The sequence below is a fragment of the Streptomyces sp. NPDC051684 genome, from assembly GCF_044453445.1.
Taxonomy (GTDB): domain Bacteria; phylum Actinomycetota; class Actinomycetes; order Streptomycetales; family Streptomycetaceae; genus Streptomyces.
In genome coordinates this window covers 64,264-87,354 of sequence record NZ_JBITCS010000028.1, presented here as the reverse complement: position 1 = coordinate 87,354, position 23,091 = coordinate 64,264, and the positions used below count along the sequence as shown (strand labels likewise).

At 70.9% G+C, this 23,091-nt stretch carries 20 protein-coding genes; 10 read left to right on the top strand and 10 right to left on the bottom strand.

The annotated features are described in order from the left end of the window. Positions 1–22 precede the first annotated feature (22 nt). The 4 genes from ACIA8D_RS29710 to ACIA8D_RS29695 form a co-directional block, all read right to left on the bottom strand. Positions 23–331 (bottom strand): sarcosine oxidase subunit delta, encoded by a 309-nt coding sequence (locus ACIA8D_RS29710; protein WP_399237065.1) that lies wholly within the window; start codon positions 329–331, stop codon positions 23–25. Positions 332–352: 21 nt separating this feature from the next. Further along, complete coding sequence (locus tag ACIA8D_RS29705; protein WP_399237063.1) at positions 353–1,582, bottom strand: sarcosine oxidase subunit beta family protein; 1,230 nt, start codon at positions 1,580–1,582, stop codon at positions 353–355. Beyond that, positions 1,579–2,880, bottom strand: a complete 1,302-nt coding sequence (gene glyA / locus ACIA8D_RS29700; RefSeq protein WP_399237062.1) for a serine hydroxymethyltransferase — start codon at positions 2,878–2,880, stop codon at positions 1,579–1,581. The genes ACIA8D_RS29705 and glyA overlap by 4 nt, the downstream gene beginning before the upstream one ends. A 156-nt stretch (positions 2,881–3,036) precedes the next feature. Continuing rightward, a complete protein-coding gene (locus ACIA8D_RS29695; RefSeq protein ID WP_399237059.1) occupies positions 3,037–3,942 on the bottom strand; it encodes a LysR family transcriptional regulator in 906 nt (301 codons plus the stop codon). Between the two features lie 161 nt (positions 3,943–4,103). On the opposite strand from ACIA8D_RS29695, the gene ACIA8D_RS29690 reads away from it, so the two are divergent. Further along, positions 4,104–6,416, top strand: coding sequence for an FdhF/YdeP family oxidoreductase (locus tag ACIA8D_RS29690; protein WP_399237057.1), 2,313 nt, complete (start codon positions 4,104–4,106; stop codon positions 6,414–6,416). Here ACIA8D_RS29690 and ACIA8D_RS29685 read toward each other — a convergent pair. Beyond that, a complete protein-coding gene (locus ACIA8D_RS29685) occupies positions 6,404–7,201 on the bottom strand; it encodes an IclR family transcriptional regulator (protein ID WP_399237055.1) in 798 nt (265 codons plus the stop codon). The genes ACIA8D_RS29690 and ACIA8D_RS29685 overlap by 13 nt on opposite strands. 441 nt (positions 7,202–7,642) lie before the next feature. Here ACIA8D_RS29685 and ACIA8D_RS29680 point away from each other — a divergent pair, with 441 nt between their 5' ends. The 9 genes from ACIA8D_RS29680 (at position 7,643) to ACIA8D_RS29640 (ending at position 17,575) form a co-directional block, all read left to right on the top strand. Next, positions 7,643–8,728 (top strand): S-(hydroxymethyl)mycothiol dehydrogenase, encoded by a 1,086-nt coding sequence (locus tag ACIA8D_RS29680; protein ID WP_399237053.1) that lies wholly within the window; start codon positions 7,643–7,645, stop codon positions 8,726–8,728. Between the two features lie 92 nt (positions 8,729–8,820). After that, a complete protein-coding gene (locus ACIA8D_RS29675; RefSeq protein WP_399237051.1) occupies positions 8,821–9,963 on the top strand; it encodes an aromatic ring-hydroxylating dioxygenase subunit alpha in 1,143 nt (380 codons plus the stop codon). A gap of 28 nt (positions 9,964–9,991) precedes the next feature. Then, the gene (locus ACIA8D_RS29670) at positions 9,992–10,312 is read left to right on the top strand and encodes a bifunctional 3-phenylpropionate/cinnamic acid dioxygenase ferredoxin subunit (protein WP_385757308.1); all 321 of its coding nucleotides are present in this window, start codon (positions 9,992–9,994) and stop codon (positions 10,310–10,312) included. Then, a complete protein-coding gene (locus ACIA8D_RS29665; RefSeq protein ID WP_399237048.1) occupies positions 10,309–11,502 on the top strand; it encodes an NAD(P)/FAD-dependent oxidoreductase in 1,194 nt (397 codons plus the stop codon). Before ACIA8D_RS29670 ends, ACIA8D_RS29665 begins: the two co-directional genes overlap by 4 nt. Before the next feature lie 111 nt (positions 11,503–11,613). Beyond that, on the top strand, positions 11,614–12,288 hold the full coding sequence (locus ACIA8D_RS29660) for a GntR family transcriptional regulator (protein WP_399237046.1): 675 nt from the start codon (positions 11,614–11,616) through the stop codon (positions 12,286–12,288). Between the two features lie 211 nt (positions 12,289–12,499). Continuing rightward, entirely contained in the window at positions 12,500–13,585 is a 1,086-nt protein-coding gene (locus tag ACIA8D_RS29655; RefSeq protein WP_399237044.1) for an S-(hydroxymethyl)mycothiol dehydrogenase, read from the top strand. Between the two features lie 64 nt (positions 13,586–13,649). Then, positions 13,650–16,109: an FAD-dependent oxidoreductase gene (locus ACIA8D_RS29650; RefSeq protein ID WP_399237042.1), complete on the top strand. Its 2,460-nt coding sequence runs from the start codon at positions 13,650–13,652 to the stop codon at positions 16,107–16,109. Positions 16,110–16,238: 129 nt separating this feature from the next. Then, the gene (locus ACIA8D_RS29645; protein ID WP_399237040.1) at positions 16,239–16,823 is read left to right on the top strand and encodes a sigma-70 family RNA polymerase sigma factor; all 585 of its coding nucleotides are present in this window, start codon (positions 16,239–16,241) and stop codon (positions 16,821–16,823) included. Further along, positions 16,820–17,575 (top strand): anti-sigma factor domain-containing protein, encoded by a 756-nt coding sequence (locus ACIA8D_RS29640; RefSeq protein WP_399237039.1) that lies wholly within the window; start codon positions 16,820–16,822, stop codon positions 17,573–17,575. Before ACIA8D_RS29645 ends, ACIA8D_RS29640 begins: the two co-directional genes overlap by 4 nt. Positions 17,576–17,621: 46 nt before the next feature. On the opposite strand, the gene ACIA8D_RS29635 is transcribed toward ACIA8D_RS29640, so the two are convergent. From ACIA8D_RS29635 to ACIA8D_RS29615, 5 genes are read right to left on the bottom strand one after another with little or no spacing between them, the layout of a single operon-like run. Continuing rightward, positions 17,622–18,422: a DUF1295 domain-containing protein gene (locus ACIA8D_RS29635; protein ID WP_399237037.1), complete on the bottom strand. Its 801-nt coding sequence runs from the start codon at positions 18,420–18,422 to the stop codon at positions 17,622–17,624. After that, entirely contained in the window at positions 18,419–19,708 is a 1,290-nt protein-coding gene (locus ACIA8D_RS29630; RefSeq protein ID WP_399237036.1) for a class I SAM-dependent methyltransferase, read from the bottom strand. Before ACIA8D_RS29630 ends, ACIA8D_RS29635 begins: the two co-directional genes overlap by 4 nt. Further along, a complete protein-coding gene (locus tag ACIA8D_RS29625; protein WP_399237035.1) occupies positions 19,705–20,988 on the bottom strand; it encodes a class I SAM-dependent methyltransferase in 1,284 nt (427 codons plus the stop codon). Before ACIA8D_RS29625 ends, ACIA8D_RS29630 begins: the two co-directional genes overlap by 4 nt. Continuing rightward, a complete protein-coding gene (locus tag ACIA8D_RS29620) occupies positions 20,985–21,728 on the bottom strand; it encodes a DUF1365 domain-containing protein (protein WP_399237033.1) in 744 nt (247 codons plus the stop codon). Before ACIA8D_RS29620 ends, ACIA8D_RS29625 begins: the two co-directional genes overlap by 4 nt. After that, entirely contained in the window at positions 21,722–23,032 is a 1,311-nt protein-coding gene (locus tag ACIA8D_RS29615) for an NAD(P)/FAD-dependent oxidoreductase (protein WP_399237031.1), read from the bottom strand. The genes ACIA8D_RS29620 and ACIA8D_RS29615 overlap by 7 nt, the downstream gene beginning before the upstream one ends. Between the last annotated feature and the right edge of the window lie 59 nt (positions 23,033–23,091).

The following is a 23,091-nucleotide window of genomic DNA, read 5'->3' as shown; positions in this document are numbered from 1 at the left end:
GCGGTGGGCGACGGGCGGGCGGTCATGCGGTCGCCTCCTGGCGCTCTCGCGTGCAGGTGCCGAGCGGGTTCGGGGAACCCACCGGGTACACGGTCAGGAACTCGTAACTCACGGTGTCGCGCACGGCGTTGAACCAGCGGCGGCAGCCCGCCGCGTGCGCCCACCGCTCGGCGAAGGGCCCCTTGGGGTTGTCGCGGAAGAACATGTACTGGGCCCACTGCTCGTCGTCGAGCGCGTGCGGGTCGGCGGGGTGCTCGACGTGCGCCTGGCCGCCGTAGTGGAACTCGGTCTCCTCGCGCGGCCCGCACCAGGGGCAGGGGATGAGCTGCATGGATCTCTCCTAGGAAGGGGCTCAGTGTGCGACGGCGGCGGCGCCGTGCTCGTCGACGAGGGCGCCGGTCGTGAACCGGTCGAGGGTGAACGGCGCGTTGGTGTGATGCGGTTCGCCGGTCGCGATGGTGTGCGCGTACGCCCAGCCGACGCCCGGTGTCGCCTTGAAGCCGCCGGTGCCCCAGCCGCAGTTGAGGTACAGGTCCTCGACGGGTGTGAGTCCGACGATGGGGGACGCGTCCGGGGTGGTGTCGACGATGCCGCCCCAGGTGCGCAGCATGTGGGCCCGCGCGAACACCGGGAAGAGTTCCAGGGCCGCCGCCATCTGCCGCTCGATGATGTGGAAGGCGCCGCGCTGCCCGTACCCGTTGTAGCTGTCGATGCCGGCGCCCATGACGAGTTCGCCCTTGTGCGCCTGCGAGACGTACACGTGCACCGCGTTGGACATCACGACGGTCGGGTGCACGGGTTCGAGCAGCTCGGAGACGAGGGCCTGGAGAGGGTGGCTCTGCAGCGGCAGCCGCAGGCCGACCATCTGGGCAAGCACCGAGGTGTGTCCGGCGGCCGCCAGTGCGACCTTTCCGGCGGCGATCCGTCCCCGGGTCGTCTGCACGCCGGTGACCCGGCCCCCACTGGCGTCGATGCCGGTGACCTCGCAGTTCTGGATGAGGTCGATGCCGTACGCGTCGCAGCGGCGGGCGAAGCCCCAGGCCACGTAGTCGTGCTTGGCGATGCCCGCGCGAGGCTGGTACGTGGCGCCGTGCACCGGATAACGCACGTCCGGGCTGGTGTTGACGATCGGACACACCTTGGCGACCTCGTCGGGCTCCAGCCACTCGGCGTCGATGCCATTGAGCTGGTTCGCGTACACCCGGCGCTTGCTGTCGCGGACGTCCTGGAGGTTGTGCGCGAGGTTGAGGACGCCGCGCTGGCTGAACAGGATCGGGTAGTCGAGATCCTGCTCCAGCGTCTCCCACAGCTTGAGCGAGCTCTCGTAGATGCCGGAGCTCTCGTCCCACAGGTAATTGGAGCGGATGATGGTGGTGTTGCGGGCCATGTTGCCGCCCGCGAGCCACCCCTTCTCCAGGACGGCGATGTTCGTGATGCCGTGGTTCTTGGCGAGGTAGTACGCGGTCGCCAGTCCGTGTCCGCCGCCGCCCACGATCACGACGTCGTAGGACTTCTTCGGGTCGGCGTTGCGCCACAGGAAGTCGGGGTGGTCGGGCAGGGCGTCGCCGGGGGCGCTGGTCATCGCCGGCCTCCTTCTTCCTGGGTGGTGGCTGCGAGGGTGGGGTAGAGGGGGAAGCGCTCGGTGAGCGCGGTGACGCGCTTGCGCAGGCCGGTGGTCGTCTCGTGGTCGAACCCGGGCAGGAACGCGGTGGCGACGATGTCGGCGACCTCGGTGAACTCCGCGGCCCCGAAGCCGCGCGCGGCGAGCGCCGGGGTGCCGATCCGGACACCGGAGGAGACCATCGGCGGGCGCGGGTCGTTGGGCACCGCGTTGCGGTTCACGGTGATCCCGATGCGGTGCAGCCGGTCCTCGGCCTGCTGCCCGTCGAGATCGGAGGCGCGCAGGTCGACGAGGACCAGGTGAACGTCCGTACCCCTGGTGAGGACGTCGATCCCGGCGGCCGCGGCGTCCTCGCGCAGCAGCCGCTCGGCCAGGATGCGGGAGCCCTCCAGGGTGCGGCGCTGCCGGTCGGTGAACTCCGGCTCGGCGGCCAGCTTGAACGCCACGGCCTTCGCCGCGATCACATGCTCAAGGGGGCCGCCCTGCTGGCCGGGGAAGACCGCCGAGTTGATCTTCTTGGCGAGCTCGGCCTTCGACAGGATCACGCCACCGCGCGGGCCGCCCAGCGTCTTGTGCGTGGTCGTCGTGACGATGTGGGCGTGCGGCACGGGCGAGGGGTGCAGGCCCGCGGCGACCAGGCCCGCGAAGTGCGCCATGTCGACCATCAGATACGCGCCGACCTCGTCGGCGATCCGCCGGAACTCCGCGAAGTCCAGCTGCCGGGGGTACGCCGACCAGCCCGCGATGATCAGCTTCGGCCGGTGCTCACGGGCGAGGCGGGCGACCTCCGCCATGTCGACACGGTGGTCGTCCGCGTACACGTGGTACGCGACCACGTTGTAGAGGCGGCCCGAGAAGTTGATGCGCATGCCGTGGGTGAGGTGGCCGCCGTGCGCGAGGTCGAGGCCGAGGATGGTGTCGCCCGGCTTGAGCAGCGCAGCCATCGCGGCGGCGTTGGCCTGCGCCCCCGAGTGCGGCTGCACGTTCGCGGCCTCGGCGCCGAACAGCTCCTTGACCCGGTCGATGGCCAACTGCTCGATGACGTCGGCGTGTTCGCAGCCGCCGTAGTAGCGGCGGCCCGGGTACCCCTCGGCGTACTTGTTGGTCAGGACCGAGCCCTGTGCCTGCATGACGGCGAGCGGGGCGAAGTTCTCGCTGGCGATCATCTCCAGGGTGTCGCGCTGCCGGGACAGCTCCGCGTCGAGGGCGGCGGCCACGTCCGGGTCGGCGGCGGCCAGGTCGCGTGCGTCGGGGGTCATGAGGACTCCTTGAAAACCGACTGTTGACGCTCTGATATATCAGTGACGGGTCGTCGTCACGGTAGCCAGCGCCTCAGGGGCGCGTCAATGGTGTCCGAAGGAGCAAAACAAGCCGGTAACCGGCCGGTCGAAGCGGTCAGTCGCGGCGGCCGGGTCTCAGCCCGGCAGCACGTCCAGGACCGTGTGCATCCGCGACGCCCGGGCCAGGTCCGCGAGGGCCTGCTCCATCACCGACAGCGGATCGCGCGGCGGCAGCAGCAGGCCGATCCGGGCGCTGCGCCGCGGGCCGATCAGCGGCACGGCCTCCATCCCGGCCGGGATCCCGAAGACGTGCAGCCAGGTGTGCGGGATGATGCTCGACCACTGGCCGGTGCGCACATGCGCGATCAGCGAGGCGATCGAGTCCGTCTCCACGCGGGGCGCCACCGACAGGGACAGCTCCGCGAACACGTCGTCCAGGACCCGACGGCCCAGCATCCGCGGATGCAGCAGACACAGCGGCAGCGCGGCCGCCTCGGCCCAGCTGATCTCCTGCGCCGTCCGGCCCGGATCCTCCTGGGTGAGCACCACATAGCGCTCCCGGTACAGCGGCACGAACGGCAGATCCAGGCTCCGGCTGTGGTACGAGACTGCGCCGTGCAGCTCGAAGGCGCGCAGCCGGCGCACGATGTCGTCGCCCTGGAGATCGGCCTGGACGTTCACCGTGGTGTGCGGGTTCGCCGCGCAGAACGGCTGCGTGAGCAGGGCGACCGCGCCGACCGCCGTGGGCACGGCGCCGAGCCGCAGCTCCCCGCTCAGCCCCTCGCGCAGCGCGGCGAGCCCCGATTCCATGGCGTCCCGGTCCGCGAGCATCCGCCGGGCCCACAGGACGACCTGTTCGCCCTCCGCCGTAAGGCCCTCGAAGCGCCGGCCGCGCCGCACCAGCGGCACCCCCAGCTCCGTCTCCAGCTTGCGGATGCCTTCGGACAGCGTCGGCTGCGACACGTAGCACTGCTCGGCGGCCTTCGCGAAGTGGCCGGCGTTGGTGAGCGCGACCAGGTATTCGAGTTGGCGCAGCAGCACGGTCCCACTCCTTCTCCGGCCGACTTCGGTGGACGACGCCCGCCCATGATCGTAGCTGCCTATCAACGATCGGACTTTCCGCTTTGACCGTGGGCCGAGCGCGGACGAATGCTGGGCGACGGGGGCGTGCCGGCTCCCGTCGAGTCGGAAACACAGAGGTGATGGGCGTGCGCGCCGTCGAAGAGCCCGAAGAGGATCTCTCCCTGAGCAAGCCCAAGACCTGGGCCACCGGGGCACCGGCCGTGGCGCACGCGCTCCAGTACGCCCTCAGCCAGACCTCGCCCAAGCGCACCGCCCTGACCCTGCTCAACATCAACCAGGACGGCGGCATCGACTGCCCCGGCTGCGCCTGGCCCGAGGGCGCGCCGGACAAGCGGCACCGCAACGAGTACTGCGAGAACGGCGCCAAGCACATCGCCGACGAGGCCACCACGCGCCGCGTCACCCGCGAGTTCTTCGCCGAGCACCCGGTCAGCGAGCTGGCGCAGGCCTCCGACTACTGGCTCAACCAGCAGGGCCGGCTGACCGAGCCCATGGTGAAGCACCCGGGCAGCGACCACTACGAGCCGATCGGCTGGGACGGCGCGCTCGCCCTGCTCGCCGACGAGCTGAACGGCCTGGACAGTCCCGACGAGGCGCTCTTCTACACCTCGGGCCGGCTCGCCAACGAGCCCGCGTTCCTGCTCCAGCTCTTCGCGCGGGCGTACGGCACCAACAACCTGCCCGACTGCTCCAACCTGTGCCACGAGTCCAGCGGCTCCGCCCTCAACGAGACGCTCGGCATCGGCAAGGGCAGCGTCAGCCTCGATGACCTGCACAACAGCGACCTGGTGTTCGTCGTCGGCCAGAACCCCGGCACCAACCACCCCCGGATGCTCACGGCCCTGGAGGAGACCAAGCGGCGCGGCGGCAAGATCGTCGCGGTCAACCCGCTGCCCGAGGCGGGGCTGCTGCGCTTCAAGCACCCGCAGAAGGCGCGCGGCGTCATCGGCCGGGGCACCGAGATCGCCGACCAGTTCCTCCAGATCAGGCCGGGCGGCGACCTCGCCCTGTTCCAGGCGCTGAACCTGCTGCTCCTGGAGGCCGAGGACAAGGCGCCCGGCACGGTCCTGGACCGCGAGTTCATCGACGCCCACACCTCCGGCTACGAGGTCTTCACCGACAACATCCGCGGGCTGGACTGGGCGGAGGTCCTCAAGGCCACCGGGCTGACGCGCGAGGAGATCGAGGAGGTCCACCAGCGGGTGCTCGGCGCCAAGAACGTCATCGTCTGCTGGGCCATGGGCCTCACGCAGCACAAGCACGGCGTCCCCACCATCCGCGAAGTCGTCAACTTCCTGCTGCTGCGCGGAAACATCGGCAGGCCGGGCGCCGGCGTCTGCCCGGTCCGCGGCCACAGCAATGTGCAGGGCGACCGCACCATGGGCGTGTGGGAGCGCATGCCGCAGTCGTTCCTCGACGCCCTGGAGAAGGAGTTCGACTTCGCCCCGCCCACCCGGCACGGCGCCGACGCCGTCGACGCGATCCGCGCCATGCGCGACGGCCGGGCCCAGGTGTTCGTGGGCGTCGCGGGCAATTTCGTCCGCGCCACACCGGACAGCGATGTCACCGAACGCGCCCTGCGCAATTGCCGGTTGACGGTCCAGATCTCCACGAAGCTGAATCGCTCGCACGCCGTCTGCGGCGACACCGCGCTGATCCTGCCCACGCTGGGCCGCAGCGACCGCGACCTTCAGGCGGGCGGTGAGCAGTTCATGACCGTCGAGGACTCGATGAGCGATGTGCACGCCACCCGCGGCCGGCTCGCGCCGGCCTCACCCGCGCTGCTCAGCGAGGTGTCCATCATCAGCCGCCTCGCCCGCAGGACCCTCGGCGACAAGCACGGGATCGCCTGGCAGGCCTTCGAGAACGACTACGACACGATCCGCGAGCACATCGCGAACGTGGTGCCGGGATTCGACGACTTCAACCGGCGCGTGCGGGAACCGGGCGGCTTCAACCTGCCCAACCCCGTCAACAAGCGCGTCTTCCAGACAGCGAGCGGCACCGCCGTCTTCACCGCGAACACCTTCACCGGGCTCACCGCCCCGCCCGGCCACCTGATCCTGCAGACGCTGCGCTCGCACGACCAGTGGAACACCGTCCCGTACGCGATGGACGACCGCTACCGCGGCATCAAGGGGGCGCGACGCGTCGTCCTGGCCAACGCCGAGGACCTCGCCGAACTCGGCGTCGCGGAGGGCGCCCTGGTCGACCTGATCAGCGTGTGGACCGACGGGAGCGAGCGCCGGGCACCCGCGTTCCGCGTCGTCGGCTATCCCACGCCCCGGGGCTCCGCAGCGGCCTACTACCCGGAGACGAACGTCCTCGTGCCGCTGGACAGCGTCGCCGAGAAGAGCAACACCCCCACGTCCAAGGCCGTGATCATCCGGATGGAACCGGCGGAGGGGGAGGTACCCGCTCAGTCCAGGTAGCCCATCTTGCGGCTGATGTCGTGCGCGCTGCGCAACAGCGTGGGGGAGAGCTCGTGCATCCGCTCCTCGGTGAACCGGTAGGCGGGGCCCGAGGCGCTGATCGCGGCCATGACCTCGCCCTGGGCATTTCTGATGGGCGCCGCCATGCCGTGCAGCCCGAGCTCCAATTCCTCCAGAGTCACCGCATATCCGCGCTCAAGGGTCTGCGCGAGATCCTTCTCGAGCTTTCCCTTGGCGGTCAGGGTGTGCGGTGTCATCTTTTTCATGTGGGAGGCCGCGAGCATTTCCGCGCGCTCCTCCTGCGGCACATGAGCGAGGAGCACCTTTCCGCTCGATGTGGCGTACATCGGGGTGAGTTGGCCGACCCAATTGTGCGTGCTCACCGCCATCGGGCCGCGCACCTGGAGGACGTTCACCGCATAATGTTCCTGCAGTATCGCGATGTTCACGGCCTCGCCGAATTCCTCCGCGAGCTGCTCGCAGAACGGGCGGGCCTGCTGGGTCACATCGAAGTTGTCGGTGACCGAACTGGCCAGGCGTACGATCCCGAATCCGATCCGGTACTTCCCCCGGTCGCCCGACTGCTCGACCAAGTCGCGTGCCTCCAAAGCGCCCAGCAGACGGAAGGCCGTCGACTTGTGCACGTCGATTTCCGCGGCGATCTCGCTGACGCCCGCTTCCCCGCGCCGGGCGAGAATCTCGAGAACGCTCACGGCGCGGTCGACGGACTGCACTCCGGAGCTCGACGAGCCCGTCGTCTCGCTGTCTGCGTCATGCTTTCTCATGGCGCGACTATAGGCGCAGTCCGCGGACGGACGGCAGGCCGATACGGAAGCGGACCTTCGCCCCTGGCCCCCTGTACGTCGTGGGTTGGCTTGTTCTGATCGCCGGCGCGGAGCGGGCTCTCGGCCCGGGGTGCGCCGCGACGGGAGCGCGGTCCAACACCCTTGCGCAGCAACGTAGTTGACGCAGCTGGCGCGATGTCCTCGAACGGTGCGGGGCACGGGTTTTCTGTGTGACGGGACAGTTCTCAGATTCCTCTTGACACGCGCCGTCGACGGAGACGACAGTTTGGGCGTTGCGTAGAACGCGTCAAGGTTCTTCATGCGCAACAGAGTTCGGTGCTTCAACAGATCTTCAAAAGCTCCCTCACGGCTCTTCTGCCTCCCTCAACAGACTTCGCCGGGTCCCCGTGCCCGGCCGTCCCCGCAGCAAGGAGCTCAACCGTGACTCACGAGGTTCGCGCAGTGGTCGCCCGCAAGCAGGGCGCCCCCGTCTCCGTGGAGACGATCCTGGTCCCGGAGCCCGGACCGGGGGAGGCGCTGGTGCAGGTGCGGGCCTGCGGCGTCTGCCACACCGATCTGCACTACCGGGAGGGCGGGATCGGCGACGCGTTCCCGTTCCTGCTCGGTCACGAGGCCGCCGGCGTCGTCGAGTCCGTCGGCGACGGGGTCACCGACGTGGCGCCCGGAGACTTCGTCATCCTCAACTGGCGCGCGGTCTGCGGCAGTTGCCGGTCCTGTCGGCGCGGCCGGCCCTGGTACTGCTTCGACACGCGCAACGCCACGCAGCCCATGACCCTCCTCGACGGCACGGCGCTCTCGCCGGCCCTCGGCATCGGCGCCTTCGCCGAGAAGACCCTCGTCGCCGCCGGTCAGTGCACCAAGGTCGACCGGGCCGCCCCGGCCGCAGCCGCGGGCCTGCTCGGCTGCGGCGTCATGGCGGGCTTCGGTGCTGCGGTCAACACCGGAGGCGTCGGCCGGGGCGACTCGGTGGCCGTCATCGGCTGCGGAGGCGTGGGCATCGCGGCGATCGCCGGGGCGAAGGTGGCCGGCGCCGCCCGCATCATCGCCGTGGACATCGACCAGCGGAAGCTGGCGAAGGCCGAGCGGTTCGGCGCCACCGACACCGTCGACTCCTCCAGGACCGACCCCGTCGAGGCCGTGCGCTCCCTCACCGACGGCTTCGGCGCCGACGTCGTCGTCGAGGCGGTCGGCCGCCCCGAGACCTACCAGCAGGCGTTCTACGCACGCGACTTGGCGGGCACCGTCGTTCTCGTCGGAGTGCCCACCCCGGAGATGAAGCTGGAACTGCCGCTCGCCGACGTCTTCGGCCGCGGCGGCGCCCTCAAGTCCTCCTGGTACGGGGACTGCCTGCCCTCCCGCGACTTCCCCGCCCTCATCGATCTCTACCTCCAGGGCCGCTTCGACCTCGGCGCGTTCGTCAGCGAGGAGATCGGCCTCGACGAGGTGGAGTCCGCCTTCGACGCCATGCGTCGCGGCGACGTACTGCGCTCAGTGGTGACGCTGTGAGCGCGGGGACCGGCTGAGCCCCACACCACACACAACACCATCGCTTCGGCACCTGCCGCATGTCCGCACGACATCTACCGAGGTGACATATGATGAGCACCACGAGCCTGCCCCCGAGCCTGATCTCCACGCTGCCCGGCGACTACTACACCGACCCGCAGATCTTCGCGCGGGAGCAGGAGCACGTCTTCGAGTCCATGTGGTTCTGCGTGAGCCGGGCGTCCGACCTCACCAAGCCGGGCAGCTTCCGCACCCATCAGGTGGGCCGGGAGAGCGTCCTCGTCTCGCGCTCCCGCGACGGCTCGATCCGCGCCTTCCTCAACATCTGCAGGCACCGCGGCGCCAAGCTGTGCACGGAGGAGTCCGGCGAGGTCAGGCGGAACTTCCAGTGCCCGTACCACGCCTGGACCTACGGCCTCGACGGCAAACTGATCGCCGCCCCGAACCTGACCTCCATGCCCGACATCGACCGCACCGAATACGGCCTGGTCAACGTGCACGTACGGGAATGGCTCGGATATGTCTGGGTGTGCCTCGCCGAGCAGCCGCCCTCCTTCGAGGACGAGGTGATCGGTGCGGTCAGCGAGCGGCTCGGCGGCGCCGACGCCATCGAGAACTACGCGATCGAGGACCTCGACCTCGGCCGCCGCATCACGTACGACGTCCGGGCGAACTGGAAGCTCGTCATCGAGAACTTCATGGAGTGCTATCACTGCGCCACCATCCATCCCGAACTCACCGAAGTCCTCCCGGAGTTCAAGGACGGCCTCGCCGCCCAGTACTTCGTCGGGCACGGCGCCGAGTTCGCGGAGGAGGCGGAGGGCTTCACCGTCGACGGCTCCGAAGGACTCGACCGCATCCCCTCGGTCGCCGAGGACCAGGACCGCCGCTACTACGCGATCACCGTGCGGCCCCAGGTGTTCATCAACCTGGTCCCGGACCACGTGATCCTGCACCGGATGTACCCGATCGCCCACGACCGCACGATCGTCGAGTGCGACTGGCTGTACCTGCCGCACGTCGTCGACGGCGGCGCGGACAGCAAGGACATAGAGCGCTCCGTCGAACTGTTCCACCGCGTCAACCAGCAGGACTTCGACGCCTGCGAGCGCACCCAGCCCGCGATGGGCTCGCGCGCCTATGTCAAGGGCGGCGTCCTCGTCCCCAGCGAACACCACATCGGAGAGTTCCACGCCTGGCTCCAGGCCAGGCTCGGCGCACAGCACGGCCATTGACCGTCCATTTGTTTCCTGGAGGTTCCCCATGATCCCGGTGTGCCGCATCGAAGATCTGCCGCCTGGTGAGTCCATCCGCGTCACCGAGGGCGTGCCGGCCCCCGTCGCGGTCTTCAACGCGGACGGCACGGTGTACGCCATCGACGACACCTGCACCCACCAGGACGCCTCGCTGGCCGACGGCTTCCTCGAGGGCTGCTTCGTCGAATGCCCCCTGCACGAGGCGTCGTTCGACCTGCGCAACGGCCGCCCGACCTGCCCGCCCGCGAAGACGCCCGTCCGCACCCACCACGTCACCGTCAAGGACGGCCAGGTCCTGCTTCACGTCACCGTTGGGGAGCCCGCATGAAGCACATCACTGTCGTCGGAGCCTCGCTCGCCGGCCTCAGCGCCGTCCGCTCGCTGCGCGCCGAGGGATTCGAGGGAGAGATCACCGTCGTAGGGGAGGAACTGCACCGGCCCTACGACCGCCCGCCCCTGTCCAAGGCCTACCTCAAGGGCGACGTCACGGCAGACGCCCTCGAACTCGGCGACGCCGAGGAGTACGAAGCGCTCGACATCCACTGGGAGCTGGGCGACCGCGCCGTGCACCTGGACTGCTTCAACACCTCGGTCATCCTCGGCAACGGACGCAGGATCGAGACGGACGGCGTCGTGGTCGCCACCGGCTCGACCGCCCGCCGCCTGCCCGGCACGGAGGGCCTCGCCGGCGTGCACACCCTGCGCACCCTGGACGACGCCCGGAGCCTGCGCACCGAACTGGTCAGCGGAGTGCCCCGGATGGTCGTCATCGGCGCCGGATTCATCGGAGCCGAGGTCGCCGCCACGGCGCACCACCTGGGCCTGGACGTCACCGTCGTCGAGGCACTGGACACCCCGCTGGAGCGCCAACTGGGCGCCGAGATGGGCCGGTTGTGCGCCTCCCTCCACACCGACCACGGCGTGCGCCTGCTGTGCGGGAGCGGGGTGGCGGAACTGGAGAGCGGCGGCGGCCGGGTCACCGGCGTGCGGCTCACGGACGGACGGCTGCTGCCCGCGGACATCGTGCTCGTCGGGGTGGGGGCCCGGCCGGTCGACGACTGGCTCGCCGACTCCGGTGTGTGGGTGGACAACGGCGTGGTGTGCGACGCGGGCGGCGCCTCCAGCGTCCCCAACGTCGTCGCGGTCGGCGACGTGGCCCGCCGCCCGCACCCCTTCACCGGTCGGCACGCCCGCATCGAGCACTGGTCGAACGCCACCGATTCGGCCGCCACCGCGGCCCGCACCCTGCTCACCGGCGAGTCCGCCGTGCCCCGGGCCACCCCGCCCTCCTTCTGGTCCGACCAGTACGACGTCCGGATCCAGCTCGCCGGAGTCGTGAACCCCGGAGCCGAACTCGAACTCGTCGAGGGCAGCTACGAGAGCCGCTCCTTCGCGGCCCTCTACAAGGAGGACGGGGTACCCACCGCGGTCCTCGCCATGAACCGCTCCAAGATCTTCAACCGGCTCCGCCGCACCCTGGTCCCCGCCACGGAAAGGATCGCGCCCGCCGCCGTCTGACGGGTCCGCCACCATGCCTTCGCCTCTCCCGCCGTGCCGCACCCCTGATATATCAATGCAGGGATGCGGTACGGTAAGGTCCCATCGGGGACACGTCGCGGGAGGGGCGAGATGGCATCTGTGCCTGCCGCCGGGGGCCAGTCGCACGGCGCGACACTGGCCGACCAGGCGTATCAGGAGATCACGGATCGGCTCGTCACCCTGCAGATCCGCCCCGGCGAACCCGTCCACGACGGGCGGCTCGCCACCGACCTCGGCCTCGGCCGCACCCCGGTCCGCGAGGCCCTCAAGCGCCTGGAGACCGAGCGGCTCGTCGTCGCCTTCCCCCGGCGCGGCACCTTCGCCACCGAAGTACAGATCGCCGACCTCGGCCACATCTCAGAGGTGCGCCAGGAGCTCGAACCCCTCGCCGCCGCACGCGCCGCCAAGCGGGCCACCGTGGCGGACCGGGAGCGGCTGCGCGAGCTGCTCACCCGCGTCGAGGAGGAGTCGCAGGCCGCGCCGGAACCCGGCGACGTCGCCCTGCTCCGCCTCGACATGGCGGTGCACCGCGCCGTCTACGCGCTCACGTACAACCCGTACCTCGAAGCCACGCTGGTCACCTACGACAACCTCGCCACCCGCATCTGGTGTCTGTTCATCGACCGCCTCGCCGGACTCGAGCAACACGTCCACGAGCACGGGCAGTTGCTGCGGGCCGTCATCGACGGCGACGAGGCCAAGGCGTCCGCCGTGGCCGCCGAGCACGTGGAGAACTTCGAACGGGCGATCCGCTCGATCATCTGAGGGCGTCGAGCGCTCCTCAACTCCGGGGAAATCGGAGCCCATTGACGCCCGCCGCGCAGCGGTTCTAGTGTGCCGATCGCTGGTATATCAATCACGCTCAACTGTCGTGTCAACTGAACGTGCATACGCGGCCGCCGCATCGAGGCGGGCGGCCCGCGCTTCTCCCGAACGCCACAAGCCCCAACGGCGGGCCGCTGCTCGGAGGATCCCCATGCCCCATCAGGTCAAGGCCGTCGTGGCCCGCGCGGCAGGCGCACCGGCGACCCTGGAGACCGTGACCGTGCCCGATCCGGGCCCCCGTGAGGCCCTCGTCGACATCCAGGCCTGCGGCGTGTGCCACACGGACCTGCACTACCTCCAGGGCGGCATCGGCACGGAGTTCCCCTTCCTCCTCGGCCACGAGGCGGCGGGCGTCGTCGAGGCCGTCGGCCCCGATGTCACCGATGTCGCCGAGGGCGACTTCGTCGTCCTCAACTGGCGCGCGGTCTGCGGACGTTGCCGGTCCTGCCGGCGCGGACGGCCCTGGTACTGCTTCGACAGCCTGGGCGCCACCCAGCCCACCACGCTGGACGACGGCACACCCTTCGTCGCCGCCCTCGGTATCGGCGCCTTCGCGGAGAAGGCACTGGTCGCCGCCGGACAGTGCACCAAGGTCAACGCGGCGGCACCGGCCGCGGCCGCCGGACTGCTCGGCTGCGGTGTCATGGCGGGCTTCGGCGCCGCCGTGCACACCGGCGGTGTCGCGTGCGGCGACTCCGTCGCGGTCATCGGTTGCGGCGGCGTCGGCATGGCGGCCCTCGCAGGCGCCGAACTGGCCGGTGCCACGCGGGTGATCGCCGTCGACATCGACGCCCGCAAGCTCGACCTCGCCGGCGGATTCGGCGCGACCCACACCGTCGACTCCACCGCGACCGACCCCGTGCGGGCCGTCCGCGAACTCACCGGCGGGCACGGCGCCGACGTCGTCATCGACGCGGTCGGCAGCCCGGAGACGTACCGGCAGGCCTTCTACGCGCGCGACCTCGCCGGAACCCTCGTGCTCGTCGGTGTGCCGAGCGCCGACCGCACCGTGCAACTGCCCCTCCTCGACGTCTTCGGACGCGGCGGCGCCCTCACGTCGTCCTGGTACGGCGACTGCCTGCCCTCCCGCGACTTCCCGCAGCTCGTCGACCTCCATCTGCGAGGCCGGTTCGACCTGGACCGGTTCGTGAGCGAGACGATCGACCTCACCGATGTGCAGGGCGCCTTCGACCGGATGAGCCGCGGCGAGGTGCTGCGCTCGGTCGTCCGCCTCTGACGACACCACCCACCACCCCTCCCACGTCACCCTCGCGCACCCTCGACCTCCCGGAGGACCCACCATGACCTCGCAGTCTTCGCAGCCCAAGGTGGTCATCATCGGAGCCGGCATCGTCGGCTGCTCCCTCAGCGACGAACTCACCGCCCTCGGCTGGACGGACGTCACCGTCCTCGAACAGGGACCCCTCTTCGCGACCGGCGGATCCAGCTCGCACGCCCCCGGACTCGTCTTCCAGACCAGCCCGTCCAAGACCATGACCGAGTTCGCGCGCTACACCGTCGAGAAGACGAGCGTCCTCGACCTCGACGGCGACTGGTGCTACCGGCAGGTCGGCGGCCTGGAGATCGCCACGAGCCCCGAACGACTGGCGGAGCTCGAACGACGGCACGGCTGGCTCACCTCCTGGGGAGTCGAGAGCCACCTGCTCGGCCCCGAGGAGTCGGCGAAGCTCCACCCGCTGCTCGACCCCGACGCCATCCTCGGCGGCTACCACATCCCCAGCGACGGCCTCGCCAAGGCGTTGCGCATCGGCGAGGCACAGGCCCGCCGCGCCATCGCCCGCGGTGCCGCCTTCCTCGGCCACCACACCGTCACCGACATCGAGACATCGGGCGGAGCCGTCAGCGCCGTCGTCACCGACCGCGGCACCTTCCCCGCGGACATCGTGGTGTCCTGCGCCGGATTCTGGGGCCCGCGCATCGGCCGCATGGTCGGCCAGCCCGTACCGCTCGTCCCCATGGGCCACCAGTACGCCACCACCACACCGCTCACCGAACTCAAGGGCCGCAACAGCCGGTCGGCCGAGGCGAACCTGCCGATCCTGCGCAACCAGGACGCCGGCCTGTACTACCGCGAACTCGTCGACCGCATCGGCATCGGCTCGTACGCCCACCGTCCCATGCCGCTGTCCGCCGACGACGTCGCGCACCCCTCCGAAAGCCCCGACCAGCCCTCGAAGCTCGACTTCACGAAGGCCGACTTCGAAGGCGCCTGGGCCGACACCCGCAGGCTGCTGCCCGCCCTGAACGACGCCGAGATGGCCGACGGCTTCAACGGCCTGTTCTCCTTCACGATCGACGGCATGCCCCTGATCGGCGAGTCCCCGACGGTGTCCGGCTTCTGGCTGGCCGAAGCGGTCTGGGTGACCCACTCGGCGGGCGTCGCCCGCGCCGTCGCCAAGTGGATGGTCGAGGGCAGGCCCGGCATCGACCTCCACGGCTGCGACATCAACCGCTTCGAGGACGTGCAGCTCGCCCCCGACTACGTGCACGAGCGCAGCTGCCAGAGCTTCTCCGAGGTCTACGACATCATCCACCCGCTCCAGCCGCCGAACCGGCCACGGCCGCTGCGCGTGAGCCCCTTCCACTCACGTCAGCAGGAACTCGGCGCCGTGTTCCTGGAGGGCGGAGGCTGGGAGCGCCCGCACTGGTACGAGGCGAACGCCTACCTGCCCGAGGTGTCCCGCATCGGCGAGCGCAACGAGTGGGCCGCCCGCTTCTGGTCGCCCATCGCGGGGGCCGAGGCCCTGGTCACCCGCGAGCGCGTGGCGATGTACGACATGACCCCGCTCAAGCGCCTGGAGGTCACGGGCCCGGGCGCCCTGACGTTCCTGCAAGGCCTGTCGACGAACCAACTGGACAAGGCGGTCGGCGCGGTCACCTACACGCTGATGCTCGACGAGGCGGGCGGCGTGCTGAGCGATCTCACCGTCGCCCGGCTCGCCGAGGACCGCTTCCAGGTCGGCGCCAACAGCAACCTCGACCTCGCGTGGCTGCGCCGCCACCTGCCCGCCGACGGCACCGTGCAGGTCCGTGACATCACGGCCGGCACCTGCTGCATCGGTGTGTGGGGCCCGCGCGCCCGCGACCTCGTGCAACCCCTCACCGACGCCGACTTCTCGCATGAGAACTTCGGCTACTTCAAGGCGAAGCAGGCGTTCATCGGGGACGTCCCGGTCACCGCGATGCGCCTGTCCTACGTCGGCGAACTCGGCTGGGAGATCTACACCACCGCGGATCTGGGCCAGCGCCTGTGGGACACGCTCTGGAAGGCGGGACAGGACCACGGTGTCATCGCCGCGGGCCGCAGCGCCTTCAACTCCCTGCGCCTGGAGAAGGGCTACCGGGCCTGGGGCCACGACATGACCAGCGAGCACAACCCGTACGAGGCCGGTGTCGGCTTCGCCGTCCGCAAGAAGAAGGGCGACTACCTGGGCCTCGACGCGATCCGCGACGTCACCAAGGACACCGTGGACCGCCGCCTCACCGCCCTCCTCATCGACGACGACCGCTCGGTGGTCATGGGCCACGAGCCCGTCTTCGTGAACGGCCGGCCCTGCGGCTACGTCACGAGCGCCGCCTACGGCTACACCCTCGGCCGCCCGATCGCCTACGCCTGGCTCCCCGCCGAACACGCCGAACCCGGCACCCGCGTGGAGATCGGCTACTTCGGTGACAGGGTTGACGCGACCACGGCGGCGGAGCCACTGTTCGACCCGGAGATGACACGCATCCGGCGGTGACCCCGGTGGGGCCTTCGCCGGTGTGCATCCGTCGCGCCGGCAAACAGGGAACAGGAAGCGGCGTGACCAATCCGCGGCCGCGCCGGGTCCGGATTACATCCAGACAGTTCCCGAGCCCGGAGGGCCCCCGTGAAAGAAGCCGTACACATCGGCAGAAACCCGTCCGCCGAACCGGATCTGCAGGAGCTGGTGGGACGCGTGGCCCTCGGCGACGAGGAGGCGTTCGCCTCGGTGTACGACATGGTGATGGGCCCGGTCCTCGGCACCGTACGCGCGGTGCTGCGGGACCTGGCCCAGTCCGAGGAGGTCGCGCAGGAGATCATGGTGGAGGTCTGGCGCACCGCTCCCCGCTACCGCACCGACCGCGGCACGGCCATCAACTGGATCCTCACCCTGGCCCACCGGCGCGCCATCGACCGGGTCCGCTCGGTGGAGGCCGCCGCGGCCCGTGACCAGAAGGCCGCGCTCCTCGACCACATGCCCGACTTCGACCAGGTCACCGAGCAGGTCGAGGCACGCCTTGAGCGCGAGCAGGTGCGCCGCTGCCTGCGCACCCTGACCGAGATCCAGCGCCAGGCCGTCACCCTCGCCTACTACCGCGGGCTGACCTACCGCCAGGTCGCGGAGTCCCTGGCCCTGCCTCTCGGCACGGTCAAGACCCGACTGCGCGACGGTCTCATCCGGCTCCGCGACTGCCTGGGGGTGACCGCGTGACCGCCGCCGACCTGCACACCCTGACCGGGGCCTACGCGCTGCACGCGCTCTCCGACGACGAGCGGGCCGACTTCGAGCAGCACCTCGCGCACTGCGAGGCCTGCGCCCAGGAGAGCGCCGAACTCACGGCGACCGCCGCCCGTCTCGGCCTGGCCGCTACGGCGGCACCCCGCCCCGAGCTGCGGGGCCGGGTACTGCGCCGGATCACTACGGTCCGCCAGGAGTCGCCGCGTGAGCGGGCCCTGTCCCGGGCCGGACGCACGGCGGGTGCCGGGCGTCGACTGCTGCCGCGGTGGGCGCTCGCCGCCTGCTTCGTGGCCGCCTCCGCGCTCGGTGGCACCGCCGCATGGCAGTACGAGCGCGCGGAGGACGCCCAGCAACAGGCCCGGCAGGCGGAAGCAGGCAACGACCGGATCGCCGCCGTGCTCGCGGCACCTGACGCCAGGACCGGCTCGGCGCGCCTCGGCGACGGCGCCAGCGGCACCGTCGTCGTCTCCAAGAGCCAGGACCGGGCCGTGTTCATCGCCTCGGGGATGGCACACCCGCCACAGGGCAAGGTCTACCAACTCTGGTACGACGACGGCGGAACCATGCGCTCGGCAGGGCTCATGGACACCGCCCGAAGTGACCAGGCCGTGCTGCTGAGCGGCGGCGTGGACGGGGCGTCCGGCATGGGCATCACCGTCGAGCCGGCCGGCGGCTCGGACCGGCCGACCACCGATCCGGTGGCGTTGATGCCGCTGCCCGCCTGAGGGGTCGACGAGTGGGGCCCCGCCCGGCGGCGGGGCCCCAGTCACTTCAACGGCGGGGTGGCAGGGGAAGGAAGCCGCTGGTGCGGGCCGCGTACTCGGCGTAGCCCGGACGCTCGGCCATGTGCCGTTCCAGCAGCCGCTTTCCGCTGCCCTTGGTCAACAACAGGCTCATCACCAGCGGTGAGACGACACAGACGGCAGCCGCGCCGAACGAGTCGCACACGATCAGGAACAGACCCCACCAGACGCAGAAGTCCCCGAAGTAGTTCGGGTGACGGGTGAAACGCCACAGCCCCCGGTCCATGATCCGGCCCTTGGCCGCGGGGTCCGCCTTGAACCGGGCCAGCTGTGCGTCCCCGACCGCCTCGAAGAACATGCCCACCGCCCACAGCAGCGTCCCCGCCCAGGCGAAGCCGGTCATCGGGCCCGTCACGTACTGCGCGGCCTGCACGGGAAGCGACACGAGCCAGACGAGTGCGCCCTGGAGGAGATAGACCATGCGCAGCGCGTACAGGTTCCGGTTTCCGGGGGCCTTGGACAGCATCCGCTCGTAGCGGGGGTCCTCCCCGTGCCCGCGTCCGCGCCGTGCGATGTGCACGGCGAGCCGCAGACCCCACACCGTCGTCAGTACGGTCACCAGGACCCGCCGCCCCGGATCGCCGGCGCCCGCCGACGCCAGGAAACCCACGGCGGCGACCGCGGCGAACCCCAGCCCCCACGCCACGTCGACGATCCGGTGCACACCCTTGCGCACGGCCACGGCGAAGGTCACCAGCATGACGCCGAACGCCGCCGCGGCCGCCCACGCGAGACCCGCCCCGAACGCGCCCCAGTCGAAGCCGTTCACAGCCGGTCCAGACCGGAGTACCAGTCCCGCGGCGTCGCGGGCGCACCACTGCGCCCCGCGGCCGTCGGGCGGACGGCGAGGATCTGGTCGACGCCCATGCGCCGCTCCTCGAAGGCGAGGGCGCCGCCCACCAGGTACAGGCGCCACACGCGTGCCGTCTCCTCACCGACGAGCGCCACGAAGTCGGACCAGCGTTCCTCCAGCGTGTGATGCCACGCGGCGACCGTGCGCACGTAGTGCTCGCGCAGCGACTCCACCGACCGCACCTCCAGGCCCGCCGCCTCCAGCAGGCCGACCGTCCCGCCCAGCGGGCGCATGTGCATGTCGGGCGCGATGTACGCCTCGATGAACGCGCCGCCGCCCGGAGCCGTCGCCCCGCGCGACATCTGCTGGACCAGGACTCGGCCCGCGGGACGCACCAACCGGTGCAGCGCGGCGGCGAACGCCGGGTACTCGGCATCCCCGACGTGCTCGCCCATCTCGACCGTGGCGACCGCGTCGTAGTCGCCGCCGGTGATGTCCCGGTAGTCCTGGCACACCACGGTCACCCGGTCCGTGAGGCCCCGCTCGCGTACTTGCTCGTCCACGTACGCCGCCTGCTCGTGCGCCAACGTCACCGCAGTGACCCGCGCCTTGTACCGCTCGGCCGCGTACAGCGTCAGGGAGCCCCAGCCGCAGCCGACGTCGAGCAGCCGGGCCCCCTGCACCAGGCCGAGCTTGCGGCAGATCAGCTCCAGCTTGGCGCGCTGCGCGTCGGCCGCGGTGAACTCAGGGCCCTCGCCCGCCCAGTAGCCGCACGAGTACGCCATCGTCTCGTCGAGGAGCAGCCGGTAGAAGGCGTTCGACAGGTCGTAGTGGTGACTGATCGCGGCCCGGTCCCGGGACTTGGTGTGCAGGGCGCCGCGCAGCCGTGCCTGCGACGCGGGCGGCGCCGGGGGAGGGCCCACCGCTCCGAGCCGGGCGGCCGCGCCCGCCGCACGGGCGCGGCCGGTGAGGGAGAGCCGGGGCGCGTGCAGACTCCGTTCTCGGGCCGCGGTCCACATGGCGCGCAGCCCGGCCGCCAGATCCCCTTCCACGTCGATCTCGCCGGTCACGTATGCCTGCGCGAGCCCCAACTCGCCCGGCTGCCACAGCAGTCGGCGCAGGGCGCGGCGCGAGCGCACGACGACCAGGGGTGCGTCTGCCGGCCCCGCCTCGGCGCCGTCCCAGGTGCGCAGGCGGACCGGCAGCGGCCCGCCGAGCGCGTTCCCGGCGAGTGCGGCGAGGCGGTGGGCTGCACCGGTCATCGGGTGATCTCCTCCTTGGTGAGCAGGTACTGCTGTACGTCGAGGTATCCGGAACGGAAACCGGCCTCGGAATAGGCGAGATAGAACGTCCACATGCGGCGGAACGTCTCGTCGAACTCGAGCGCGGCGACCGCGTCGGCCCGCTCGGCGAACCGTTCCCGCCACAGCCGCAGCGTCTCCGCGTAGTGCGCGCCGTAGCCGTCGCGGCGGGCGATGGTGAGGTCGGTGTGGTCGCGTACGGTCTCGGCGATCGCTTCGACGGATGGCAGCAGCCCGCCGGGGAAGATGTACTTCTGGATCCAGGTGTACGTGGACCGGCTGGCCAGCATCCGGTCGTGCGGCATGGTGATGGCCTGCAGCGCGACCCGGCCGCCCGGCGCCAGGCGTGCGTCGAGGGTGCGGAAGTAGGTGGGCCAGAACTCGGCGCCGACCGCTTCGATCATCTCGACGCTGACGACGGCGTCGTAGCTGCCGCGCGCCTCGCGGTAGTCGCACAGTTCGACGGAGACACGGTCGGCGAGCCCGGCCGCCGCGACACGTTCCAGCGCGAGTTCGCGCTGTTCGCCGGAGAGGGTGAGCGAGGTGACCCGGGCCCCGCGCGCCGCGGCCCGGATCGCGAGCTCGCCCCAGCCGGTGCCGATCTCCAGCACCCGGCTGCCGTCGCGCACTTCGGCGAGGTCGAGCAGCCGGTCGATCTTGCGGCGCTGGGCGTCGCCGAGCAGCCCCCAATCGGCGGGCAGGCCGCGGAACACGGCCGAGGAGTAGCTGAGGGTCTCGTCGAGGAAGAGTGCGAACAGCTCGTTGGACAGGTCGTAGTGGTGGCTGATGTTGCTCCGGGAGCCGACCGGGGTATTGCGTCGGGCCGAGGGCTGACGCAGCGCCCACAACCCGCGCAGCCGCTGGAGGGGCGCGGGCACCAGCTCGGAGGCGTGGGAGGCGAGGACGGTGAGGGCTGCCACGAGATCGGGCGCGTCCCACTCGCCGGCCATGTACGACTCACCGAACCCGATGAGTCCCTGCTTGCCTATGCGGCGGTGGAACGCGTCGGGCCGGTGGATGTCCAGGACAGGACCGCCCTTGCCGAGCTCGGAGCCGTCGGCGAAGCGCACGCGCAGCGGGAGTTCACGCAGGGCGTGCCGGACGACGGCGGCGGCGACGGCCGTCCGGGGCGGGGAGGCGGCCGGTGGCGCGGCGACGTCGGGCCACCGGACCGGGTCCACTGGGAAGCGCGTGGGCCCGGCCAGGGACGCCGTGGCGGGATGGGTGTCGCCGGTTCTCATGAGATGTTCTCCGAAACGCTGTGTTCGTGCTGGTCGGGGCGGGGCTGGACGGGCAGACCCCGCAGATACAGCCGGATGCCGTGCAGGCGGATGGCCGCGGACACGGCGAGCGTGGACCACGGCCTGCGCACGGCGAGCCCCAGCAGGGTTCGCGTACGTACTTCCTTCCTGGTGCCGCGAACGGTTGCGGTGAAGGGCCGGCCGCCGTCCCGCTCCAGCTGCACGGTGAGATCCACCCGTTCCCCGGGGGCGGGCAACCGCATGCGGTAGCGGCCGTCGACGGGGAAGAACGGCGAGACGTAGAACTCCTTGTCCGTCCACGCCCGACCCGAGGCGTCGGGCCACAGCAGATAGCAGTGGCGTCCGCCGTACGTGTTGTGGACCTCGGCGACGACGCAGCGCAGCGCCCCGCCGGGGGAGTGGCACCAGTACAGGGTGAGCGGGTTGAACACGTACCCGAGCACGCGCGCGTGAGTGAGCATCACGACCGGGCCGCCCTGGAGGTCGACTCCGTGCCCGGCCAGGAAGGCGTCGAGACCGGAGCGGATGGACGGTCGGTCGCCGTCGAAGTGGTCACGGGCGTCGAACCCAGCCAACGGCCGCAGTGGCACCGGCAGTTCGGGAGGGTGGTCGGGATCGATCAACCACATGTATGTGCGGTGGCGCAGCGCGTACCGTCGCGGCGCGGTGCGCACATGGGCGATCGTCACGCTGTACAGGGCGGGGGCCGCGTTCACCATGACACTCCCAGGGCCGCGGCGGCCGCGACGCCGGAGCGGCAGCCGTCCTCGTGGAAGCCCCAGCCGTGGTAGGCGCCGGCGAACGCGGTGACGGAGGTGCTCAGTTCGGGAAGCCGTCGTTGGGCGGCCACCGACTCCGGTGTGTAGACCGGGTGTTCGTAGACCATGCGGGCACGGACCAGGGACGGGTCGACGCGGTCCTCTCCGCCGAGCGTGACCACGTAGGTCTCGGGGGCGTCCAGGCGCTGGAGCCGGTTCATGTCGTAACTGACCCGCACCCGGTCGGCGCCCGCCGTGCAGGACGGCAGCAGATGGTTCCAGGAGGCCCGGGCACCCTGGGCGCGCGGCAGCAGCGCGGTGTCGGTGTGCAGGAGCGTGGTGTTCCGCGTGTACCTGAACGCGCCGAGCACCTCCTTCTCCCGCGGCGTGGCATCCGCAAGGAGCCGCAGCGCCTGGTCCGGGTGGGTGGCGACGACCACCGAGTCGTACGCGCGCGGGGAGCCGTCGGCGGTGGTGAGGGTGACGCCGTCCGGATGCCTTTGCAGGGCACGGATCGGCGCCGCCGTACGCACCTCGTCCAGGCCCTGCGCCACCCGGTCGACGTAACTGTGCGAGCCCCCGGTCACCGTGCGCCAGGTCGGCGATCCGCTCACGGAGAGCATCCCGTGGTGCTTCAGGAACCGGAACAGATACGCCGCCGGGTAGCGCAGCGCCGTGGTGGCGTCGCACGACCACACCGCCGACACCAGCGGCGTCATGAAGTGCGTACGGAAGTACGGCGAGAAACCCTCGCGGTCGACGAACTCACCCAGCGTGAGATCGGAGTCCGCGTCGTGTTCCAGCAGTCGCCGCGCCGCCCGGTGGAAGATGGGCACCTGCGCGAGCAGCCGCAGGTAGCGGGCGCGCAGCGCGTTGCCGGGCCGCGCGAACAGCCCGGCGGGGCCGCGCGCACCGGCGTACTCCAGGCCGCACCCCTCGCACCGCACCGACATGCTCATCTCCGATTCCTGCGTGGCGACGCCGAGCTCGGCGAACAGCCGCAGCAGGTTCGGATACGTGGTGCCGTTGTGCACGATGAACCCGGAGTCGACCCGATGGTTCGCCCCGTCCGGCGAGGTCAAGTCGTGGGTGTGCGCGTGTCCGCCGAGCCGGTCGTCGGCCTCGTACAGGGTGACGTGGTGTGTCCGGGCGAGTACGTGCGCGGCGGTGAGCCCGGCGACGCCGCTGCCGATCACGGCAGTGCGCCGCCGACCCACCGTCCGTGAGGTGGCATCCCCTGAGCCGCCTCCTGGCGCCCTCGACATCGCCTCTCCTTTCACCCGAACGCTGTCTCACGGGTAATCCGGAGCCGGTCACGCGACGG